Here is a 16418-nt window from a genome sequence, read left to right as displayed (position 1 = left end):
GATTGCCGATTCCCGATCAAGCGTGCGAAAGAAAGCGATTGCTACACGCACTTGATGCTGTTGATTTGTTTCTGGTTGTTTCTTGATGCATCGAAACGTATCAGTTGATTTTGATACTGAACTAGTTTTGCATTGTGATGGTTGTATAGTTCCGCATCCCCGTACAATTACAGCTATTTCGGGTGGTGCTCCGAGGCACGCACATTGATGGGTTTTCAACCCCGGATTGACTCTGGAACTCGCTTTTCCGCATGCGGAAGTTCGACTCACGTCTGCGCCGCGCCTCCAGCTTGATGAAATCTTGGCGAGTGTGTGTCTTTCGAGTCGCACTATCGCCACGTGTATGGCGCAATCGACTCATGCGACGTCGCATCACGCGCGATGAACGGCTTTCGACCCGCACGTTTCAGGCAAGCTTCGACAGATAACGTCGTCGCTCGACAGACCGAACCGAACGGAGCATTTTCATATGTTGTCCGATGGACAAGCTCGTCCCAACGCGACCGCGGACGCTTCCGCGGCGGCGAAGCCAGCGCCGGAGGCGAGCGATTCAATGGACAACGCGGCGCGGACGACCAAGCCTGCCGCGAGTGCAAAGCGCGTATCGGCGACGGCGAGCGACGAGGCTCTCGCAAAGGAGGCACTCGACGGCTTGAAGCGGATTCGTGCCAAGGCCCGCCTCGACAAGATGGCGATCCCGAAGCCGGCGCCGGTCGTGATCAAGCCGGCCGTGATCGTGGCGAAGCCGCCGCCACCCCGTCCGACCTGGGTCGCGCCGCTCGCAACTCTGGCGGTCGCTGCCATGCTGGTGGTCTGCGCCTGCACGGGCGTGATCGCCTATCTCACCACCCAGCCCGCGCCAAACAACGTTGCGGCCAATGCGGAGATCAGGATTCTGCGCGAGACCGTCGCGCAACTGCGCAAGCAAGTGTCGGGCGTGTCTGAAAACCTCGATGGCTTGCGGACCGCGGTCGATCAATCCAGCAAGGTCACGAACGATCGCTTCGGCCGGTTTGCCGAGAATCTCGACCGGATCGAGCGGGTGAGCTCGTCCTCTACGGTGAAGCTCGACAAGCTCGCTCAGGTGCAAGCCCAAGCCCAAGCTCCCGCGCCGGCGACGGTGCAGACGCAGCCGGTGTCAGCGCAAGGGCCGATGATGGCCGCGGTCGCCGCGCCCGAATTCACGGGATCGGTGCCTGCACCCGAGCGTGCATTGGCGCCGCGCAAGGCGATCAAGGGCTGGTCGGTCCGTCAGGCCTATGAGGGAATTGCGATCCTGCAGGGCCCGAACGGTGTCATCGAAGCCGTGCTGGGACAACAGGTGCCCGGTCTTGGCCGCATCGAAGAGATCAGGAACGAGAACGGGCGCCTGGTGGTGGAATCAAGCGGCGGCGTCATCTATTCGTCGCGCAAGGCAACGCCCTGAACGAGCCGCCTTTTATTGGCGGTGATGCTCGAAGCTGGTGCACAGCAGATCGACCTCCGCTTCGGCGATCGGTGCGCGAAACAGGCGGCAGCTGAACTCGGCCGTCGTCTTGCTGTCGGTATTGGCGCGATCCTCCCGCAGGAAGATGCACCGCTTGCAGACGTCGGTGTGGTGCCGCTGCTCGGCGGCATCGGAGTGGTCCAGCACGTGCCGGAACGTGTCGCGGAAGCGGATCTTGACCTCGTCGTCCAGAACGCCAATCGCTTCGATGAGGACGTTGACGGGATCGCGCACCAGGAACTTCTTGCCCTGCTGGGTCACGCTCAACGTCACCGAACGCTTGTCCGTGGCCGAGCGCTTCCGCTCGAGATAACCGAGCCGCTCGAGCTCGCCGATGATGAACGAGGCGGTGCCGCGCGTGGTGCCGACGTAGCTCGCCAGCGCCGAGGGGGTTCGGGAAAATCGGTTGGCGCGGGAGAGGAAGCGCAGCGCCATCCATTCGCGGTCGCGCAAACCGTGCTTGGTGCCTTCGAACCACAGGATGCGTGCGGCCTGCTCCAACAGTTCAATCGATTCACGAGCCAAATTCATTTCAGTTCCAGGTCGCATAAACGTTTATTCAATTGGGCCTCGGGTAGCGCAATCGGGGCGGACGAGAATGAGACCCGCTCGCGCTCCGCCGTCCGTTGCGGGCGAGCATCGCGCGTCGCGGGAAGAAGCCTCTACGTTTCCGAAGATGGAACTTCCGGCCGTGGAACTAGGGTGTCACAAAGAAAGACCGGGTAAATCGCGCGGCCAAGATCCTCCGAAAATTTCAATCAAATGACGGCGGTTCGCACGTGATTTGGTGATGATGAGCGATGCGTAAGCAACATGATGTGTCACCATCGTCGCTGCGATTGCTATTTGTTGCGGCAGAGCCTGTCGGGTCTGCGCTCAGGCGCATTCTGCGCAGCGCCAAGCGGCCTGGCCGGCAGGCAAAGAACCATTCCTTTCGGTTAATGGATGTTGCGGTGCAGTGCAGCCAGGCGGTTAAGTCCGGTACACGGCCCACGCTCCGGCGGGCAGCGGACACCGGCGCTCGCTAACGAAGGGATGAAGTGGTGAGCCGCGTGCTCGCAGGCTGGTGACTTGCGTTTATCCGGCAATTACTGGCGAATGCGGCGCCCGAGGGGCATCAGCATGGGAATCAGGAATGGGAAGATCGATGAGCTTTGAAACCACCATGACATCCGACGTCGTTGGACTGACGAAAGTTGCCCCGCTCTCGCGCCGCGGATTCATGAGCGCCACCGCTGCCGTCGCCGCTGGCTACACGCTCGCGGCCGGTCCGGTCCGGGCCGACATCATCACGACGGATACCAGCGGCCTCCAGGCCGGCGATGCCAAGATCAAGGTCGGCTCTGAGGAAATGCCCGCCTATTTCGCCCGCCCGGCCGGCAACGCCAAGGCGCCGGTGGTCATCGTGGCGATGGAAATCTTTGGGCTGCACGAATACATCCGGGACGTGACGCGCCGCCTTGCCAAGCTCGGCGCGTTCGCAGTGGCGCCCGACTATTATTTCCGCAAGGGCATCGACCTGACCAAGGTCACGGATATCAAGGAGCTGCTGCCGGTGGTGAATGCGAAGCCGGACGCAGAGCTGTTGTCGGATCTGGACGCGACGGTCGCCTGGGCAGGATCGAAAGGCGGCGACACGACGAAGCTCGGCATCATCGGCTTCTGCCGGGGTGGCCGCACGGTCTGGGAGTATGCCGCCCACAGCGGTGCGCTCAAGGCGGGCGTTGCCTTCTACGGGACCTTGGTCGATCCAGCCAACCCGTTATGGCCGAAGAGCCCGCTGCAGCTCGCGCCCGAGATGAAGGCGCCGGTGCTCGGCCTCTATGGTGGCGCCGATACCGGCATTCCCGCCGCGCAGGTCGAGCAGATGAAGGCCGCGCTCGAGCAGAGCAAGAAGACGGCCGACTTCAAGATCTACCCCGAAGCGCCGCACGGCTTCCATGCCGACTATCGCGGCAGCTACCGCAAGGACGCCGCGGAAGATGCCTGGAAGCAGGCAGAGGCCTGGTTCAGGAAATACGGCGTGTTGAGCTGACGGTCAATCAAGAGGGCGGCCCAAGTGGCCGCCCTTTCTCTTTCATGTGACGGTCTCACTTCGTCATCGCGCCGTAGACGATGTCCTGGACCTGCTCGCGATAATACTTCCTGAGCTCACCCGGTGCCGCCGTTCCCACCACGACGACGAGACGGTCCTTGGGATCGCAGAAGAACTGCGTCCCGTAGGCTCCGTTCCAGGTGAACTCGCCCGGATTGCCGGGGACCGACGACAATCCTTCGCTGGTCCGGACCGCCACCGAAAGGCCGAAGCCGAAGCCGCCGCGATGCGGCTCGACATTGGCGACGTTGTTCTTGATCTCGGGGCCGAGATGGTTCGCCGTCATGTGACGGACGGTCTTCGGACCGAGAATGCGCTGCCCGTCGAGCTCGCCGCCGTTGAGCAACATCTGTCCGAAGCGGATGTAGTCGCCGACCGTCGCGAACGAGCAGGCGCCGCCGCAATCGAACTTGGTTGTGGTGTCCAGGAGCTTGATGGCCTGCGGCTTGCCCGTCAGCGGATCGTTCGGGAAGGGGCGGGCGAGGCGCGGGCGCTGCGCCTCGGTCGGATGAAAGGTCGCATCCTTCATGCCGAGCGGATGCCAGACATTGGCAGCGAGATAGTCGCCAAGCTTCTGCTCGCTCACCTTCTCGACGACAGCGCCGAGCACGTCGATCGAAAAGCCGTATTCGAACGCGGTCGAGGGCTGCTGCGCCAGCGGCAGCTTGGTGATGCGATCGATAAAAGCCTGGGTGTCGCCGTCGATCGCCGGCGCAATGCCATCAGGATATTGCCGCGCCACGGGGCTCGATGAGTCCGGGCGGCCGCCATACATCAACCCCGACGTATGCCGGTAGAGATCGTGGATGAAGATCGGCGAGGCCTGCGGTTCGAGCTTGAGTGATCCGTCCGCCTGAGGCACGCCGACCTTCATGTCGGCGAAGCCCGGATAGTATTCGGACAGCTTGGCCTGGAGCGGCAGCCGACCCTGTTCCATCAGCGTCAGGCCGGCGACCGCGGCCATCGGCTTGGTCATCGAGGCCAGCGCGAAGATCGCATCGAGCGGCATCGGCGTGCCCTTGGCCGGATCGAGCAGGCCATAGGCCTTGTAGTGGACGAGCTTGCCGTCGCGCGCGATGGCGACCACTGCGCCGGGAACGCGCTTGGCCGCGATCTCGCGCGCGAAGAAATTATCGAGGCGTGCAAGGCCTTGCTTCGAAAATCCGACATCGTCGGGATTGGCTTCGGGCAGCGGCGCAGCGCGCGCGGCGCCGAGCGTGACGACAGCAATCGTTGCCGCGATCATGGCGATCGTCTTGTTCATTGCATTCTCCCAAGAGGCGAGCTCGTTGTGCGGTGGCTCGCTCGAAGGTTAGATCACGACCGCGCCGGCAGGAAGTCAAGCGCGGGCGCGGCATGTCTGGGACGCATCGAAGCGCAGGAACCCTAACGTCCTTCGCCTGCGCGCCAGAGAGCGTCGAGGCCGTGCCGATAGGTGGGGCAGGCCAGCGTGACGCCGAGCTCGCGCTTCAGTTTCTCGTTGGAGACGCGGGCGCTGCTGGCATAGAAGCTGCGCGCCATCGCCGACATTTCGGCGGTGGCGAACGCTTCTTCCGGCGGCGGCGCCACGCCCATCAGCTGCGCGGCATAGCCGATCACGTCCTGCGGCGGCGCCGGCTCGTCGTCGCAGACGTTCCAAACGCCGCCGCCCTGGTGATGAATAGCGGCGATGATCGCGCTCGCGATGTCATCGACGTGGATGCGGTTGAACACCTGTCCCGGCTTGATGATGCGCCTCGCCGTTCCCGCGCGCAGTGTCGCCAGCGCGTTGCGGCCGGGACCGTAGATGCCCGCAAGCCGCAGGATCGCGGCATCGCCGCCCGCCGCATCCGTCCAGGCTTGCTCCGCCGCGATCCGCATCCGCGTGCGGTCGAGGATGGCCTGCGGCGGCGTGCTCTCGTCGACCCACGCTCCGCCGTGATCACCGTACACCCCGATGGTGGAGAGATAGACGACCTTGCGGCGGCTTCCCTGCAGCACGCCGCCAAACGCCGCGATCGCGGGATCGCCGGTGCTGCCGGGCGGGATCGACACCAGGAGGACGTCGGCGTCGCGAACCCGTTCAACCGTCTCGGGCGACGGAAGGCTGCCGGAAAACGGATGCACCTCGATCCCGGCGAGGTCATTCCGCTGCGCGGGATCGCGCACGGTGCCGGCGACATGCGAGAAGCTGCCGCCGTGCTTGCGAACGAAATGCCGCGCGCTGTAGCCGAGGCCGAGGATGAAGAGCCGCATGCGTCTCCTGTGCAGATCGAAAGTTCCCGTTCGCGCCGTCGCGCACCGTTCGCTCATAAGAGATTTTTGGGTCCGGCAAAAGATATTGCGATTTGTCTCGCCCTCCGGCTCGGCCGATGATCGCTTTACGCAGCGCCGGAAGGGAGGCATCGATCATGCAGGCCGAAGCGTTGGTTCAGTCGCCAGCGGACGCCGCCGATCTGATCCGGCGCGCGGCCGCGCTGATCTTCGACGTCGACGGCACCCTGGCCGAAACCGAGGAGCTGCATCGGCAGGCCTTCAATCTCGCCTTCGCCCGCCTCGGTCTCGACTGGCAGTGGGACCGCGCCGTCTACAAGGACCTGTTGCGGGTGACGGGCGGCAAGGAGCGCATGCGCGCCTACCACGAGAGGCTAGTGACCGCTCCGCCCTTGTCGGACGGGGACATCGCAGAACTTCACCGCATCAAGACCGCGCATTATGCCGAATTTGTCGAGGCCGGCCGCTGTCCCTTGCGGCCAGGCGTGACGGATTTGCTCAGGGCCGCGAAGGAGCGCGGCCAGCGGCTTGCGATTGCGACCACCACATCGCACGGCAATATCGATGCGCTGCTGTCGCAGGCGCTGGGCAAACGCTGGGCCGCGGATTTCGATGCGATCGTCGCCGGCGACGACGTCAGGCACAAGAAGCCGGCGCCCGACGTCTATCTCGAGATTCTGGCGCGGCTGAAGCTCGAGGCATCCGATTGCGTTGCGATTGAGGATTCCGCCAACGGTCTGATCGCGGCCTCGCGCGCCGGCGTCCCGGTTCTGATCACCCGCAGCACGTTCTTCGGGGACGACGACTTCACCGGCGCGCATGTCGTGCTCGACGATCTGTCGGAACTTTCGGCCCGCCAAACAAAAGCTGAAAAACAACCCCATGCACAGTAGATCACGGCGCCGTGATCGCCGTGCTCAGTGGACGCGGTGACTTGCTCTATCGTCCTCGGCCTGCTCGACAATCTGTGCGATCGGACTGGACTGATGATGCACCAGGCGCCAGTCGTCGCCGACGCGGCGAAAATGGTTCGCCGCAGCCAGCGCGGTGCCGTCGACGATCTCGATGCAGAGCACGCGGGCGCTGTCGCCGTCGACGATGGCCTGCGGCTCGGCGCAGACGATCTGCGGCCGCTGCGGGTTTTGCAGGATGTCGCGCCAGCTTCCGATCACGGTGGCGCGGCCGATGATGGCCGGCCAGCCGGGATGGATGCAGGAGATGCCGTCGTCATCCGCCCACATCCGTTCCATGCCGGCGAAGTCGCCGGTCGAGAATGCCGCGTAAAAGGCCGCGTTGGCGGCAATGACCTTGGTGTCGTTTCCCATCGCTCTCGGGTGGGGCAAGGACAGGCAAAAATCAAGCGCGACTTTCCGTCGACTTTGGCCGCAGTGCAGCATTCAGGATGCTGCCCGCGTCGTGGTCACGCTGAAACGTGCGTTGCCACGGCCCGCCGCGCGCCGTCGGCATAGAGGCGGCCGAGCGCCGCGGTGACAGCCTCGCGCAGGCGCGGCTCGGCGCCGAGCGGCCCGAACACCTTCGCCACCCCGAGCAGTGCCGGCGCGAGGCGCTCGGCAACGGGTCCTGCCTCGCGCGCCAGCGCGGCGAACTCGGCGGCGAATGGATCGCGCACGTCGATCGGCCGTCCCTGCTCGTCGACGCCGCTGACGTAGCGGATCCAGCCGGCCACCGCCAGCGCATGCGTTGCGATGGGCAGGCCTCTGGCAAGGCGATCCTGCATCGCGCCGAGCAGCCGCTGCGGCAGCTTTTGCGAGCCGTCCATGGCAATCTGCCAAGTGCGATGGTGCAGCGCCGGATTGGCGAAGCGCTTGAGCAGCGAGGCGCGATAGGCGGCGAGATCCGTGCCTGATGGCATGGTCAGCGTCACCGCGGCCTCTTCCATCACCTGCGCGGCGAGGCGCGCAAAATGCGGATCCTGCATCGTGTCGGCGATGGTCTCGTAGCCGGAGAGATAGCCGAGATAGGCCAGCGCGGAATGGCTGGCGTTGAGCAGCCGCAGCTTCATCAGCTCGAACGGCTTGACGTCGCCGACGAGCTCGACACCCGCTGCGGCAAGGTCCGGCCGGCCCGCGGTGAAGCGGTCCTCGACCACCCATTGCGTGAACGGCTCGGTCATGACAGGCCAGGCGTCGCGCATGCCCAGCGCGGATGCGACCGCATCGCGGTCGGCATCCGTCGTCTCCGGCACGATGCGGTCGACCATAGTCGAGGGGAACGCAACCGTGTCGGCGATCCACTTGCCGAGTTCCCTAGAACGCAGCGCGGCGAACTGCGTGACGATCCGCTGCACGGTGTGGCCGTTGGCGGCGAGGTTGTCGCAGCACAGCACGGTGAAGGGCGAAAGACCCTGCGCCCGCCGGCGTGCCAGCGCGGCGACGATGAAGCCCGGCGCCGAGCGCGGCGCGTCGAAATTATTGAGGTCGTGCACGACATCAGGATGCCGCTCGTCGAGATCGCCGGTCTGCGGCGTATGGCAATAGCCCTTCTCGGTCACCGTGAGCGAGACGATGCGGATGGCGGGATCGGCCATCCGCTCGACCAGGGTTGCCGGCGTCTCGCGCGCGACGACGCTGTCGAGCAGGGCGCCGATCACGCGGTGCTCGGTACCTTCGGCGGCGCGGACAGCGACGGTGTAGAGATGGTCCTGCGGGGCGAGGGCGTCGCGCGTATCCGGGCTGCGCAGGCTCGCGCCGATGATGCCCCAGGACATGCTGCCCCTAGCAAGGCAATCGTCGATGACGACGGCCTGATGGGCACGATGAAACGCCCCGAGCCCGAGATGCACGATGCCGGGCGTGACGCGCGATCGGTCATAGGCCGGCCGCCGGATGGCAGGTGCCAGGCGGTCGAGATTGGCGCGACCAAGGCGCATCGAGCTCTGGCGCATGGACGTCTCCCCTTGCTTTGCCGCTGCTTGACATGGCGTCCGTATCAGGTCAATGCTCCGGTCAATTGGTAAGACCAATTTTCCAAAATTGGCGGGTCGCGGGCGCCGGAGGCGCCGCGCGAGACCTTTTCGGGAGGACCAGCGTGCCGCTGGAAGCTGTGGAGGCGAGACGGCTCTATCGCCAGGTCGCCGATCAATTGCGAAGCCTGATCGACAGCGGCGAGTACGCGGTCGGCAGCCGCTTGCCGACCGAGCGCGACCTCGCGGAACAGCTCAAGGTGTCGAGGCCCACGGTGCGCGAAGCCTTGATTGCGCTCGAGGTCGAAGGGCGCCTGCGCATCCGCGTCGGATCCGGCATCTATGTGATCGAGCCCGCCGCCGTGGCCGCGCCCACACAAGCTGCCGTCATCGAAGGCCCGTTCGAGCTGTTGCGCGCCCGCGAATTCCTGGAGAGCGCCATCTCCGAACAGGCCGCGCGCGTGGCGACGAAGGGTGACGTCGCCCGCATCGACGCCTCCCTGGTCGCGATGGAGAATGTCGAGCATCCCGGCGAAGCCTCGATGGTGCACGACCGTGCGTTCCACGTCGCCATCGCCGGAAGCCTCGGCAACGCCGTGCTGGTGCGCGTGGTCGGCGAGCTGTTCGACCAGCGGCTCAATCCCTATTTCGCGCAGCTCGCGCATTATTTCGAGAACCCGGGCACGTGGCGCACGGCACTCGACGAGCATCGCGCCGTTCGCGACGCGATCGCGGCGCGTGATCCCGAGGCGGCGCGCGAAGCCATGCGCGTTCATCTGGCGCGATCCCAGGAGCGCTTTGCACAGAACTTTGGCGCCGAGAACGCCGCAGCAGCGGCCTCGGGGCGAAGCCGGACCGCGCGACCCCTGGCGAAGCCGACGACACCAAAGCGATCACCGAAGAAGCGGGCCAAAGAACGGGCCAAGAGCGGCAGCTCGCGGCGGCGATGAGATTGGGCGGCCCGCATCCATGCCGGGGCGGGCGAACAAGAAGCAGACTTGAACGATGGAGGAAAAGTCGATGTTAAAGAAGATGACGATTGCAGCAGCGATTTCCGCCGCCACGCTGTTGGCGGCGACCAGCGCCAGCATGGCGCAGACCAAGCTCAAATGGGCCCATGTTTACGAGCCCTCGGAGCCGTTCCACACGGCGTCGGTCTGGGCCGCGCAGGAGATCAATAAGCGCACCAACGGGCGCTACCAGATCGAGGTCTATCCGGCCTCGCAGCTCGGCAAGGAGACCGACATCAACCAGGGCCTCTCGCTCGGTTCGGTCGACATCATCATCTCCGGATCGAGCTTCGCGGCCAAGAGCTTCGCGCCGATCGGCGTGACCTATTATCCCTACACCTTCCGCGATGCCGATCATCTGCTCGCCTACACCAAGAGCGACATCTTCAAGGAGCTCGCCAAGGGCTATGAGGACAAGAGCGGCCACCACATCGTCGCGGTGACCTATTACGGCGTGCGCCAGACCTCGTCCAACAAGCCGATCAAGACCTGCGCGGACATGAAGGGCCTGAAGATCCGCGTGCCCGACGTTCCGGCCTATCTGGCGATGCCGCGGGCCTGCGGCGCCAACACCGCGCCGATCGCGTTCGCCGAGGTCTATCTCGCGCTCCAGAACGGCACCGTCGAGGCGCAGGAAAATCCGCTGACGACGATCGAGGCCAAGAAGTTCTACGAGGTGCAGAAGCACATCGTGCTGACCGGCCACATCGTCGATCACCTCAACACCGTGATCGCCGGCGCGCTGTGGAAGAAGCTCAGCGACGAGGACAAGAAGATCTTCACCGACGTGGCGCAGGAGGCCGCTGCCAAGGCAACGGGCGAGATCAAGCAGAACGAGGCCAAGCTGGTCGCCTTCTTCAAGGACAAGGGGCTGACCGTGACCGAGGTCGACAAGAACGAGTTCCGCGACACCGTGCTGAAGAACGTCGCGTTCGAGACCTTCGGCTACCGCAAGGCGGATTGGGAGAAGATCCAGGCGGTGAAGTGACGACGTAGCCGTCATCCCGGGGCGGTCCGCAGACCGAGCCCGGGATCTCGAGGTTCCGGGTCTGGTGCTAACGCACCATCCCGGAACGACGTAGCGAGTTTGAGGAGCCCCCATGTCCACCGCCGAAATCCACCGGCAGATCACCGCCGACGAGATCGCGCACACCTTCGAGGAGGAGGCGACGCCGAAGGTCGATCTCGGCGTCTACGCCTTCGAGGACTGGGTGGCGCTGGCGATTTTCTGGGTGATGGCGCTCGCCGTCTTCCTGCAGTTCTTCACCCGTTACGTGCTCAACGACAGCTACGCCTGGACCGAAGAGATCGCGACCTATTGCCTGATCGGGGTGGTCTTCATCGGCTCGTCGATGTGCGTACGGCTGTCGCGGCATATCCAGGTCGACCTCGTCTATCGCTACCTGCCGCATGCCGTAGGGCGCGTGCTGTCGACCGCGATCGACCTGATCCGGATCGCCTTCTTCGGCTACGCCATCAAGCTGGTCTGGGTCTACATCAGGATCATCGGCGACGAGCAGATGACCACCATCAATCTTCCCAAGGACTATGTCTATTACGCCGTGCTGCTCGGGTTCGTGCTGATGTTCGCACGCTCCGTGCAGGTGGCAATCCAGAACTGGCGGCAGGGTTACTCGGTCCTCGAACGTCCCGGTGCCTACGACGGATCGGAAGGATAAAACCATGCTGCTGTTGCTCGGAGGCTTTCTCGTTCTCATGCTGCTCGGCGTTCCCGTGGCGATCGCCATGGCGGTGTCGTCGCTGCTCTATATCCTGGTCAGCGGCGTGACGCCCGACGTCACGCTGGCGCAGCGCATGATCGCCGGCGTCGAGAGCTTCCCGCTGCTCGCCGTGCCGTTCTTCATCCTGGCCGGCAATCTCATGAACATCGCCGGCGTCACCGGGCGCATTTACAAATTCGCCGTCGCGCTGGTGGGGTGGATGCGCGGCGGCCTCGGCCACGTCAACATCATCGGCTCGGTGATCTTCTCCGGCATGTCGGGCACCGCGATTGCGGATGCCGCCGGCCTCGGCACCATCGAGATCAAGGCGATGAAGGACCACGGTTACTCCACCGAGTTCTCGGTCGGCGTCACCGCGGCCTCCGCAACGCTCGGACCGATCATTCCGCCGTCGCTGCCGTTCGTGATCTACGGCATGATGGCGAACGTCTCGATCGGCGCGCTGTTCCTGGGCGGCGTCATTCCCGGCGTCGTGCTGACGCTGTTCATGATGGTGACGGTCACCTATTTCGCGCACAAGAACAAATGGGGCAGCGACACGCCGTTCTCTTGGCCGCAGCTCGGCTCGGCCGGGCTCGAGATATTGATCGTGCTGTCGTTCCCGATGGCGATCTGGCTGATGGTCCTCGCCGGCCTCTCGGTCAACATGGCCGTCGTCATCGGCCTCGGCACGCTGCTCCTGATCGACTGGTATTTCGACTTCTCGGCGGTGATGGCGTTGATGGCGCCGGTGATCCTGATCGGCGGCATGACGCTGGGCTGGTTCACGCCGACGGAAGCCGCCGTCGCCGCGGTGATCTGGTCGCTGTTCCTCGGCCTCGTCCGCTACCGCACCATGACGTTCCAGACCGTCGCCAAGGCGACCTTCGATACCATCGAGACCACGGCCTCGGTGCTGTTCATCGTCACGGCGGCGTCGATCTTCGCCTGGCTGCTGACGGTGTCGCAGGCGGCGCAGATGCTCTCGGACTGGATGCTCAGCATCACCCAGAACAAATGGGTGTTCCTGGCGCTCGCCAACGTGCTGATCCTGTTTGTCGGCTGCTTCATCGACACCACGGCGGCAATCACCATTTTGGTGCCGATCCTGCTCCCGATCGTGCTCAAGCTCGGCATCGACCCCATTCATTTCGGCCTGATCATGACGCTGAACCTGATGATCGGCCTGCTGCATCCGCCGCTCGGCATGGTGCTGTTCGTGCTCGCCCGCGTCGCCAAGCTCTCCGTCGAGCGTACGACGGTGGCGATCCTGCCCTGGCTGGTGCCTCTGATGCTGGCGCTGATCGCGATCACCTTCATTCCCGACCTGACCCTCTGGCTGCCAAAATACATGGGACTCTCCAAATGACCTCGACTGCTCTCGCCGCGACCCTGTTCGGCCCCGAAGACCTGCGCATGATCGAGCATCCGCTCGACAAGCTCGCTGACGGCATGGTGCGCATCCGCTTCGGCGCCGGCGGCATCTGCGGCTCGGACATGCACTATTTCCGTCATGCCCGCACCGGAGACTTCGTGGTGAAGTCGCCGCTGGTGCTGGGCCATGAGATCTCCGGCGAGGTCGTCGAGATATCCGGCGCGGCTGCGAACCTGAAGGTCGGCGATCGCGTCGCGGTCAACCCGTCGCGCTGGTGCGGCCATTGCGTCGCCTGCCGCGAGGGCCGGCCGAACCTGTGCGAGAACATCTATTTCATGGGCTCGGCTTCGAAGACGCCGCACATGCAGGGCGGCTTCGCCAACTACTTCGATGCGATCCCTGCGCAGTGCGTGAAGATTCCCGATCACGTGTCCTACCAGGCCGCGGCGCTGGCCGAGCCGCTCGCCGTGTGCCTGCACGCGGTGGCGCGCGCCGGCAAGATCGAGGGCAAGCGCGGCATCATCTTCGGCGCCGGCCCGATCGGGCTCCTGACCATGCTCGCGGCGCACCGCGCCGGCATGGCCGACATCACCGTCGCCGACATCGCGCCGGCGCCGCTGACCTTTGCGACCAAGCTCGGCGCCTCCCATGTCGAGAATGTCTCGGCCGGCGAGGAAGGGCTGAAGGCGCAGGCCGCGTTGCGCCCCTATGACGTCGCCTTCGAGGTCTCGGGCACCGCCGCGGGCCTTGCCAGCGCGATCGGCATCGTCAGGCGCGGCGGCGTCGTGGTGCAGATCGGCAATCTGCCGGGCGGCCAGATCCCGACGCCGTCGAATGCGGTGATGGCCAAGGAGATCGACCTGCGCGGCTCGTTCCGCTTCGGCTTCGAGTTCATGAATGCGGTGGAACTGATCTCATCCGGCAGCGTCGATGTGCTGTCGCTGGTCACCGCCGAGCGGCCGCTCTCGACCGCGCCCGACGCGCTGCGGCTGGCGCTCGACCGCTCGCAGAGCGTCAAGGTCGTGTTGACCGCGAATTGACTTTTGTTTTGACGCGTTTTCTTCACGCGAACCGGTACCCACTTCGCTCGAAAACGCTTTGGGAGGCAGCACATGATGCTGGAGGGATGGCGCTGGTACGGGCCGGATGATCCGGTCTCGCTCGATGATGTCAGGCAGGCCGGGGCGAGCCAGATCGTCTCGGCGCTGCATCAGGTGCCGATCGGAGAGGCCTGGACGCGCAAGGCGGTCGAGGAGCGCAAGAACTTCATCGAGAACGGCCAGCCCGGCCGCTCGCAGCTGACCTGGTCGGTGGTGGAATCGATTCCGATCCCTGACGACGTCAAGCGCCTCGGCGGAAAAGCGACCAAGTCGATCGAGGCGTGGATCGCGAGCCTGGAGGCGGTCGCCGCGTCCGGCATCAAGATCATCTGCTATAACTTCATGCCCGTGGTGGACTGGTGCCGCACCGATCTGGAATGGGAGCTGCCGAACGGCGCCCGTGCCATGCGCTTCGACCAGGACCGCTTTGCGGCATTCGAGCTGCACATCCTGAAGCGCCCGGCGGCTGCTCAAGAGTATACCCCCGAGCAGCAGGCGCGCGCTAAAAAGCTGTTCGAGCAGATGAGCCAGGCGGATATCGACTATCTCGTCATGGTCATTGCCAGCGCGCTGCCGGGCTCGACCACCGAGCCGATGACGATCCCGCAATTCCGCGATCGGCTGGACACCTATCGCGACATCACGCCAAAGATATTGCGGCAGCATCTCGCGGAATTCCTCGCGCGCGTAACGCCGGTGGCCGAGCAGCTCGATGTCTCCTTGACGCTGCATCCGGACGATCCGCCGCGGCCGCTGTTCGGCCTGCCGCGCATTGCTTCCAGCGCCGACGATTATCAGGCGCTGTTCGATGCCGTGCCGTCCAAGGCCAACGGCATCTGCTTCTGCACCGGCTCGCTCGGCGTGCGCGCGGAGAACAATCTCCCTGATATGGCCGAGCGCTTCGGCCCGCGCATCGCGTTCGCCCATCTGCGCGCGACCAAGCGCGAGGCGGACGTCCTGTCGTTCTACGAGTCCGACCATCTCGACGGCGACGTCGACATGATCGCGGTGCTCAAGACGCTGCTAAAGGAGAACGCGCGGCGCGCACCGGACAAGAGAATCGTGTTCCGTCCCGATCACGGGCACCGCATGCTCGACGATCTCGCCGCCACCAAGCGCACCAATCCCGGCTACACCGCGATCGGCCGCATGCGCGGCCTCGCCGAGCTCCGCGGCGCGATCAGGGCGATCGAGCATCGGTAGCGGGCAAACCTCTCTCCACACTGTCATTGCGAGGAGCTCTTGCGACGAAGCAATCCAGAATCCCTCCGCGGAAAGACTCTGGATTGCTTCGCTGCGCTCGCAATGACGTGGAGGGAGGGGGGCGACGCCTCCACAGCGTCATGGCCGGGCTTGTGCCGGCCATCCACGCCTTACCACGTGGCACGCGAACGTGGATGCCCGGGACAAGCCCGGGCATGACGGCTTCTTGTGAAGCTCGCTCCAGGCTCAATAGCACACCGCCATGGCGCCGAGCTTCGGATAGAGCCGGTCGATCGCGGCGATCTCGCTTTTCATCTGCGCGATGATCCAGTCGCGGATCTCGGCGGCGATCGGGCGCATCGGGCGGTTGCGCGGCGGCAGGAATTCGCAGATGCGGCGCGTGGTGGTGAGCCGGTCGGAGGCCGGCACCAGCGCGCCGGTGAGCAGCCAGTGCGAGGCGACCGTCAGCCAGCCGAGCGCAATGCCCTGGCCGAGCAGCGCGGCCTGCACCACGACGGCATAGTCGGTGAAGCTCAGCGCCTTGGCCGCGCCGCGGCGGCCGGTGAGGAGCGAAGCGTAATCCGCGGCCCAGTCGCCCGGCGTCTCGGCGAGGCGAATGATGGTGTTGCCCTCGGTGGGATCGGTCTCGCCGAGATAGGTGGGGCTGCACATCGGCAGCATCACTTCCTTCATCACCAGCGTGCCGCCGGAGGGCGGCTCGTCGCGATCGCGGAAGCGCATGCCGAGATCGACATTCTCCACCGGTCCGCGCAGCGCGCCGGAGATCAGCTGGAAACGCAGATCGACCTGCGGAAACTGCTTCTGCAGCTTGTCGATGCGCGGCATCAGCCAGTGCGTGGTGAAGGCGGAGGAGACCGACAGCGTCACCGTCTCGGTGCCCTTGCGCCGCCGCTCGATCTCGACGAGCCCGCTCTCGATGCTGCGAAAGCCTTCGAGCACGCGGCGATAGAGCAGCTCGCCTTCTTCGGTGAGCACCGCGCGGCCCGCCTTGCGATCGAACAGGCGAACGCCGAGATGCTCCTCGAACTGGCCGAGCATCCGGCTCACCGCCGGCTGCGTGACGTTCAGCTCGGCGGCCGCAGCCGTGAAGCTGCCATTGCGCGCCGCCGCGTCGAAGACGAACAGGGCGTTGCTGGACGGCAGCATGCGACGGAGCTCTGGCATAACGTCATGTTATGGGCGCGGTGAGAATTTGGCAATTGCCGGATTTTGCCAAGTCTGGTGTCATCAG

15 protein-coding genes are annotated in these 16418 nt (G+C 64.9%); 9 read left to right on the top strand and 6 right to left on the bottom strand.

What is annotated here, in order from left to right:
* The first annotated feature begins 469 nt into the window (after window positions 1–469).
* Window positions 470–1426 carry a hypothetical protein gene (locus tag I6F20_RS10875; protein ID WP_036027405.1) on the top strand — a complete coding sequence of 319 codons (957 nt, stop codon included), beginning with the start codon at window positions 470–472 and terminating at the stop codon, window positions 1424–1426.
* Between the two features lie 12 nt (window positions 1427–1438).
* On the opposite strand, the gene I6F20_RS10870 is transcribed toward I6F20_RS10875, so the two are convergent.
* Window positions 1439–2017, bottom strand: a complete 579-nt coding sequence (locus I6F20_RS10870; protein ID WP_036007089.1) for a MarR family winged helix-turn-helix transcriptional regulator — start codon at window positions 2015–2017, stop codon at window positions 1439–1441.
* Between the two features lie 616 nt (window positions 2018–2633).
* On the opposite strand from I6F20_RS10870, the gene I6F20_RS10865 reads away from it, so the two are divergent.
* On the top strand, window positions 2634–3521 hold the full coding sequence (locus tag I6F20_RS10865; RefSeq protein WP_225126155.1) for a dienelactone hydrolase family protein: 888 nt from the start codon (window positions 2634–2636) through the stop codon (window positions 3519–3521).
* 55 nt (window positions 3522–3576) lie between these two features.
* Here I6F20_RS10865 and I6F20_RS10860 read toward each other — a convergent pair whose 3' ends face one another.
* Both I6F20_RS10860 and I6F20_RS10855 read right to left on the bottom strand, forming a co-directional pair.
* On the bottom strand, window positions 3577–4845 hold the full coding sequence (locus I6F20_RS10860; RefSeq protein WP_225126153.1) for a serine hydrolase domain-containing protein: 1269 nt from the start codon (window positions 4843–4845) through the stop codon (window positions 3577–3579).
* Between the two features lie 122 nt (window positions 4846–4967).
* Window positions 4968–5816 carry an SDR family oxidoreductase gene (locus tag I6F20_RS10855; protein WP_225126151.1) on the bottom strand — a complete coding sequence of 283 codons (849 nt, stop codon included), beginning with the start codon at window positions 5814–5816 and terminating at the stop codon, window positions 4968–4970.
* A gap of 155 nt (window positions 5817–5971) precedes the next feature.
* Here I6F20_RS10855 and I6F20_RS10850 point away from each other — a divergent pair, with 155 nt between their 5' ends.
* Entirely contained in the window at window positions 5972–6727 is a 756-nt protein-coding gene (locus I6F20_RS10850) for an HAD family hydrolase (protein ID WP_225126149.1), read from the top strand.
* A gap of 24 nt (window positions 6728–6751) precedes the next feature.
* Here the strand turns inward: I6F20_RS10850 and I6F20_RS10845 are convergent, their stop codons facing one another.
* Both I6F20_RS10845 and I6F20_RS10840 read right to left on the bottom strand, forming a co-directional pair.
* On the bottom strand, window positions 6752–7159 hold the full coding sequence (locus tag I6F20_RS10845) for a nuclear transport factor 2 family protein (RefSeq protein WP_036007097.1): 408 nt from the start codon (window positions 7157–7159) through the stop codon (window positions 6752–6754).
* A 95-nt stretch (window positions 7160–7254) separates the two neighbouring features.
* Window positions 7255–8739 carry a mannitol dehydrogenase family protein gene (locus I6F20_RS10840; RefSeq protein WP_225126147.1) on the bottom strand — a complete coding sequence of 495 codons (1485 nt, stop codon included), beginning with the start codon at window positions 8737–8739 and terminating at the stop codon, window positions 7255–7257.
* Window positions 8740–8882: 143 nt separating this feature from the next.
* On the opposite strand from I6F20_RS10840, the gene I6F20_RS10835 reads away from it, so the two are divergent.
* From I6F20_RS10835 to uxuA, 6 genes are all read left to right on the top strand, one after another.
* Entirely contained in the window at window positions 8883–9707 is an 825-nt protein-coding gene (locus tag I6F20_RS10835; RefSeq protein ID WP_225126145.1) for a FadR/GntR family transcriptional regulator, read from the top strand.
* A gap of 82 nt (window positions 9708–9789) precedes the next feature.
* Entirely contained in the window at window positions 9790–10755 is a 966-nt protein-coding gene (locus I6F20_RS10830) for a sialic acid TRAP transporter substrate-binding protein SiaP (protein ID WP_370111903.1), read from the top strand.
* A gap of 112 nt (window positions 10756–10867) precedes the next feature.
* The gene (locus tag I6F20_RS10825; protein WP_036007120.1) at window positions 10868–11446 is read left to right on the top strand and encodes a TRAP transporter small permease; all 579 of its coding nucleotides are present in this window, start codon (window positions 10868–10870) and stop codon (window positions 11444–11446) included.
* A gap of 4 nt (window positions 11447–11450) precedes the next feature.
* Entirely contained in the window at window positions 11451–12857 is a 1407-nt protein-coding gene (locus tag I6F20_RS10820; protein ID WP_225126143.1) for a TRAP transporter large permease, read from the top strand.
* Window positions 12854–13903, top strand: a complete 1050-nt coding sequence (locus I6F20_RS10815) for an L-idonate 5-dehydrogenase (RefSeq protein WP_225126141.1) — start codon at window positions 12854–12856, stop codon at window positions 13901–13903. Before I6F20_RS10820 ends, I6F20_RS10815 begins: the two co-directional genes overlap by 4 nt.
* Before the next feature lie 72 nt (window positions 13904–13975).
* Window positions 13976–15166: a mannonate dehydratase gene (gene uxuA / locus I6F20_RS10810; RefSeq protein WP_225126140.1), complete on the top strand. Its 1191-nt coding sequence runs from the start codon at window positions 13976–13978 to the stop codon at window positions 15164–15166.
* Between the two features lie 246 nt (window positions 15167–15412).
* Here the strand turns inward: uxuA and I6F20_RS10805 are convergent, their stop codons facing one another.
* The gene (locus I6F20_RS10805) at window positions 15413–16351 is read right to left on the bottom strand and encodes a LysR family transcriptional regulator (RefSeq protein WP_225126139.1); all 939 of its coding nucleotides are present in this window, start codon (window positions 16349–16351) and stop codon (window positions 15413–15415) included.
* Window positions 16352–16418 lie beyond the last annotated feature (67 nt).

Origin of the sequence: Bradyrhizobium sp. IC3123 (assembly GCF_020193625.1) — a bacterium.
In the GTDB taxonomy this organism is placed as follows: domain Bacteria; phylum Pseudomonadota; class Alphaproteobacteria; order Rhizobiales; family Xanthobacteraceae; genus Bradyrhizobium; species Bradyrhizobium yuanmingense.
The sequence above is the reverse complement of the archived record's forward strand: the minus strand, read 5'-3'. Positions and strand labels throughout refer to the sequence as shown.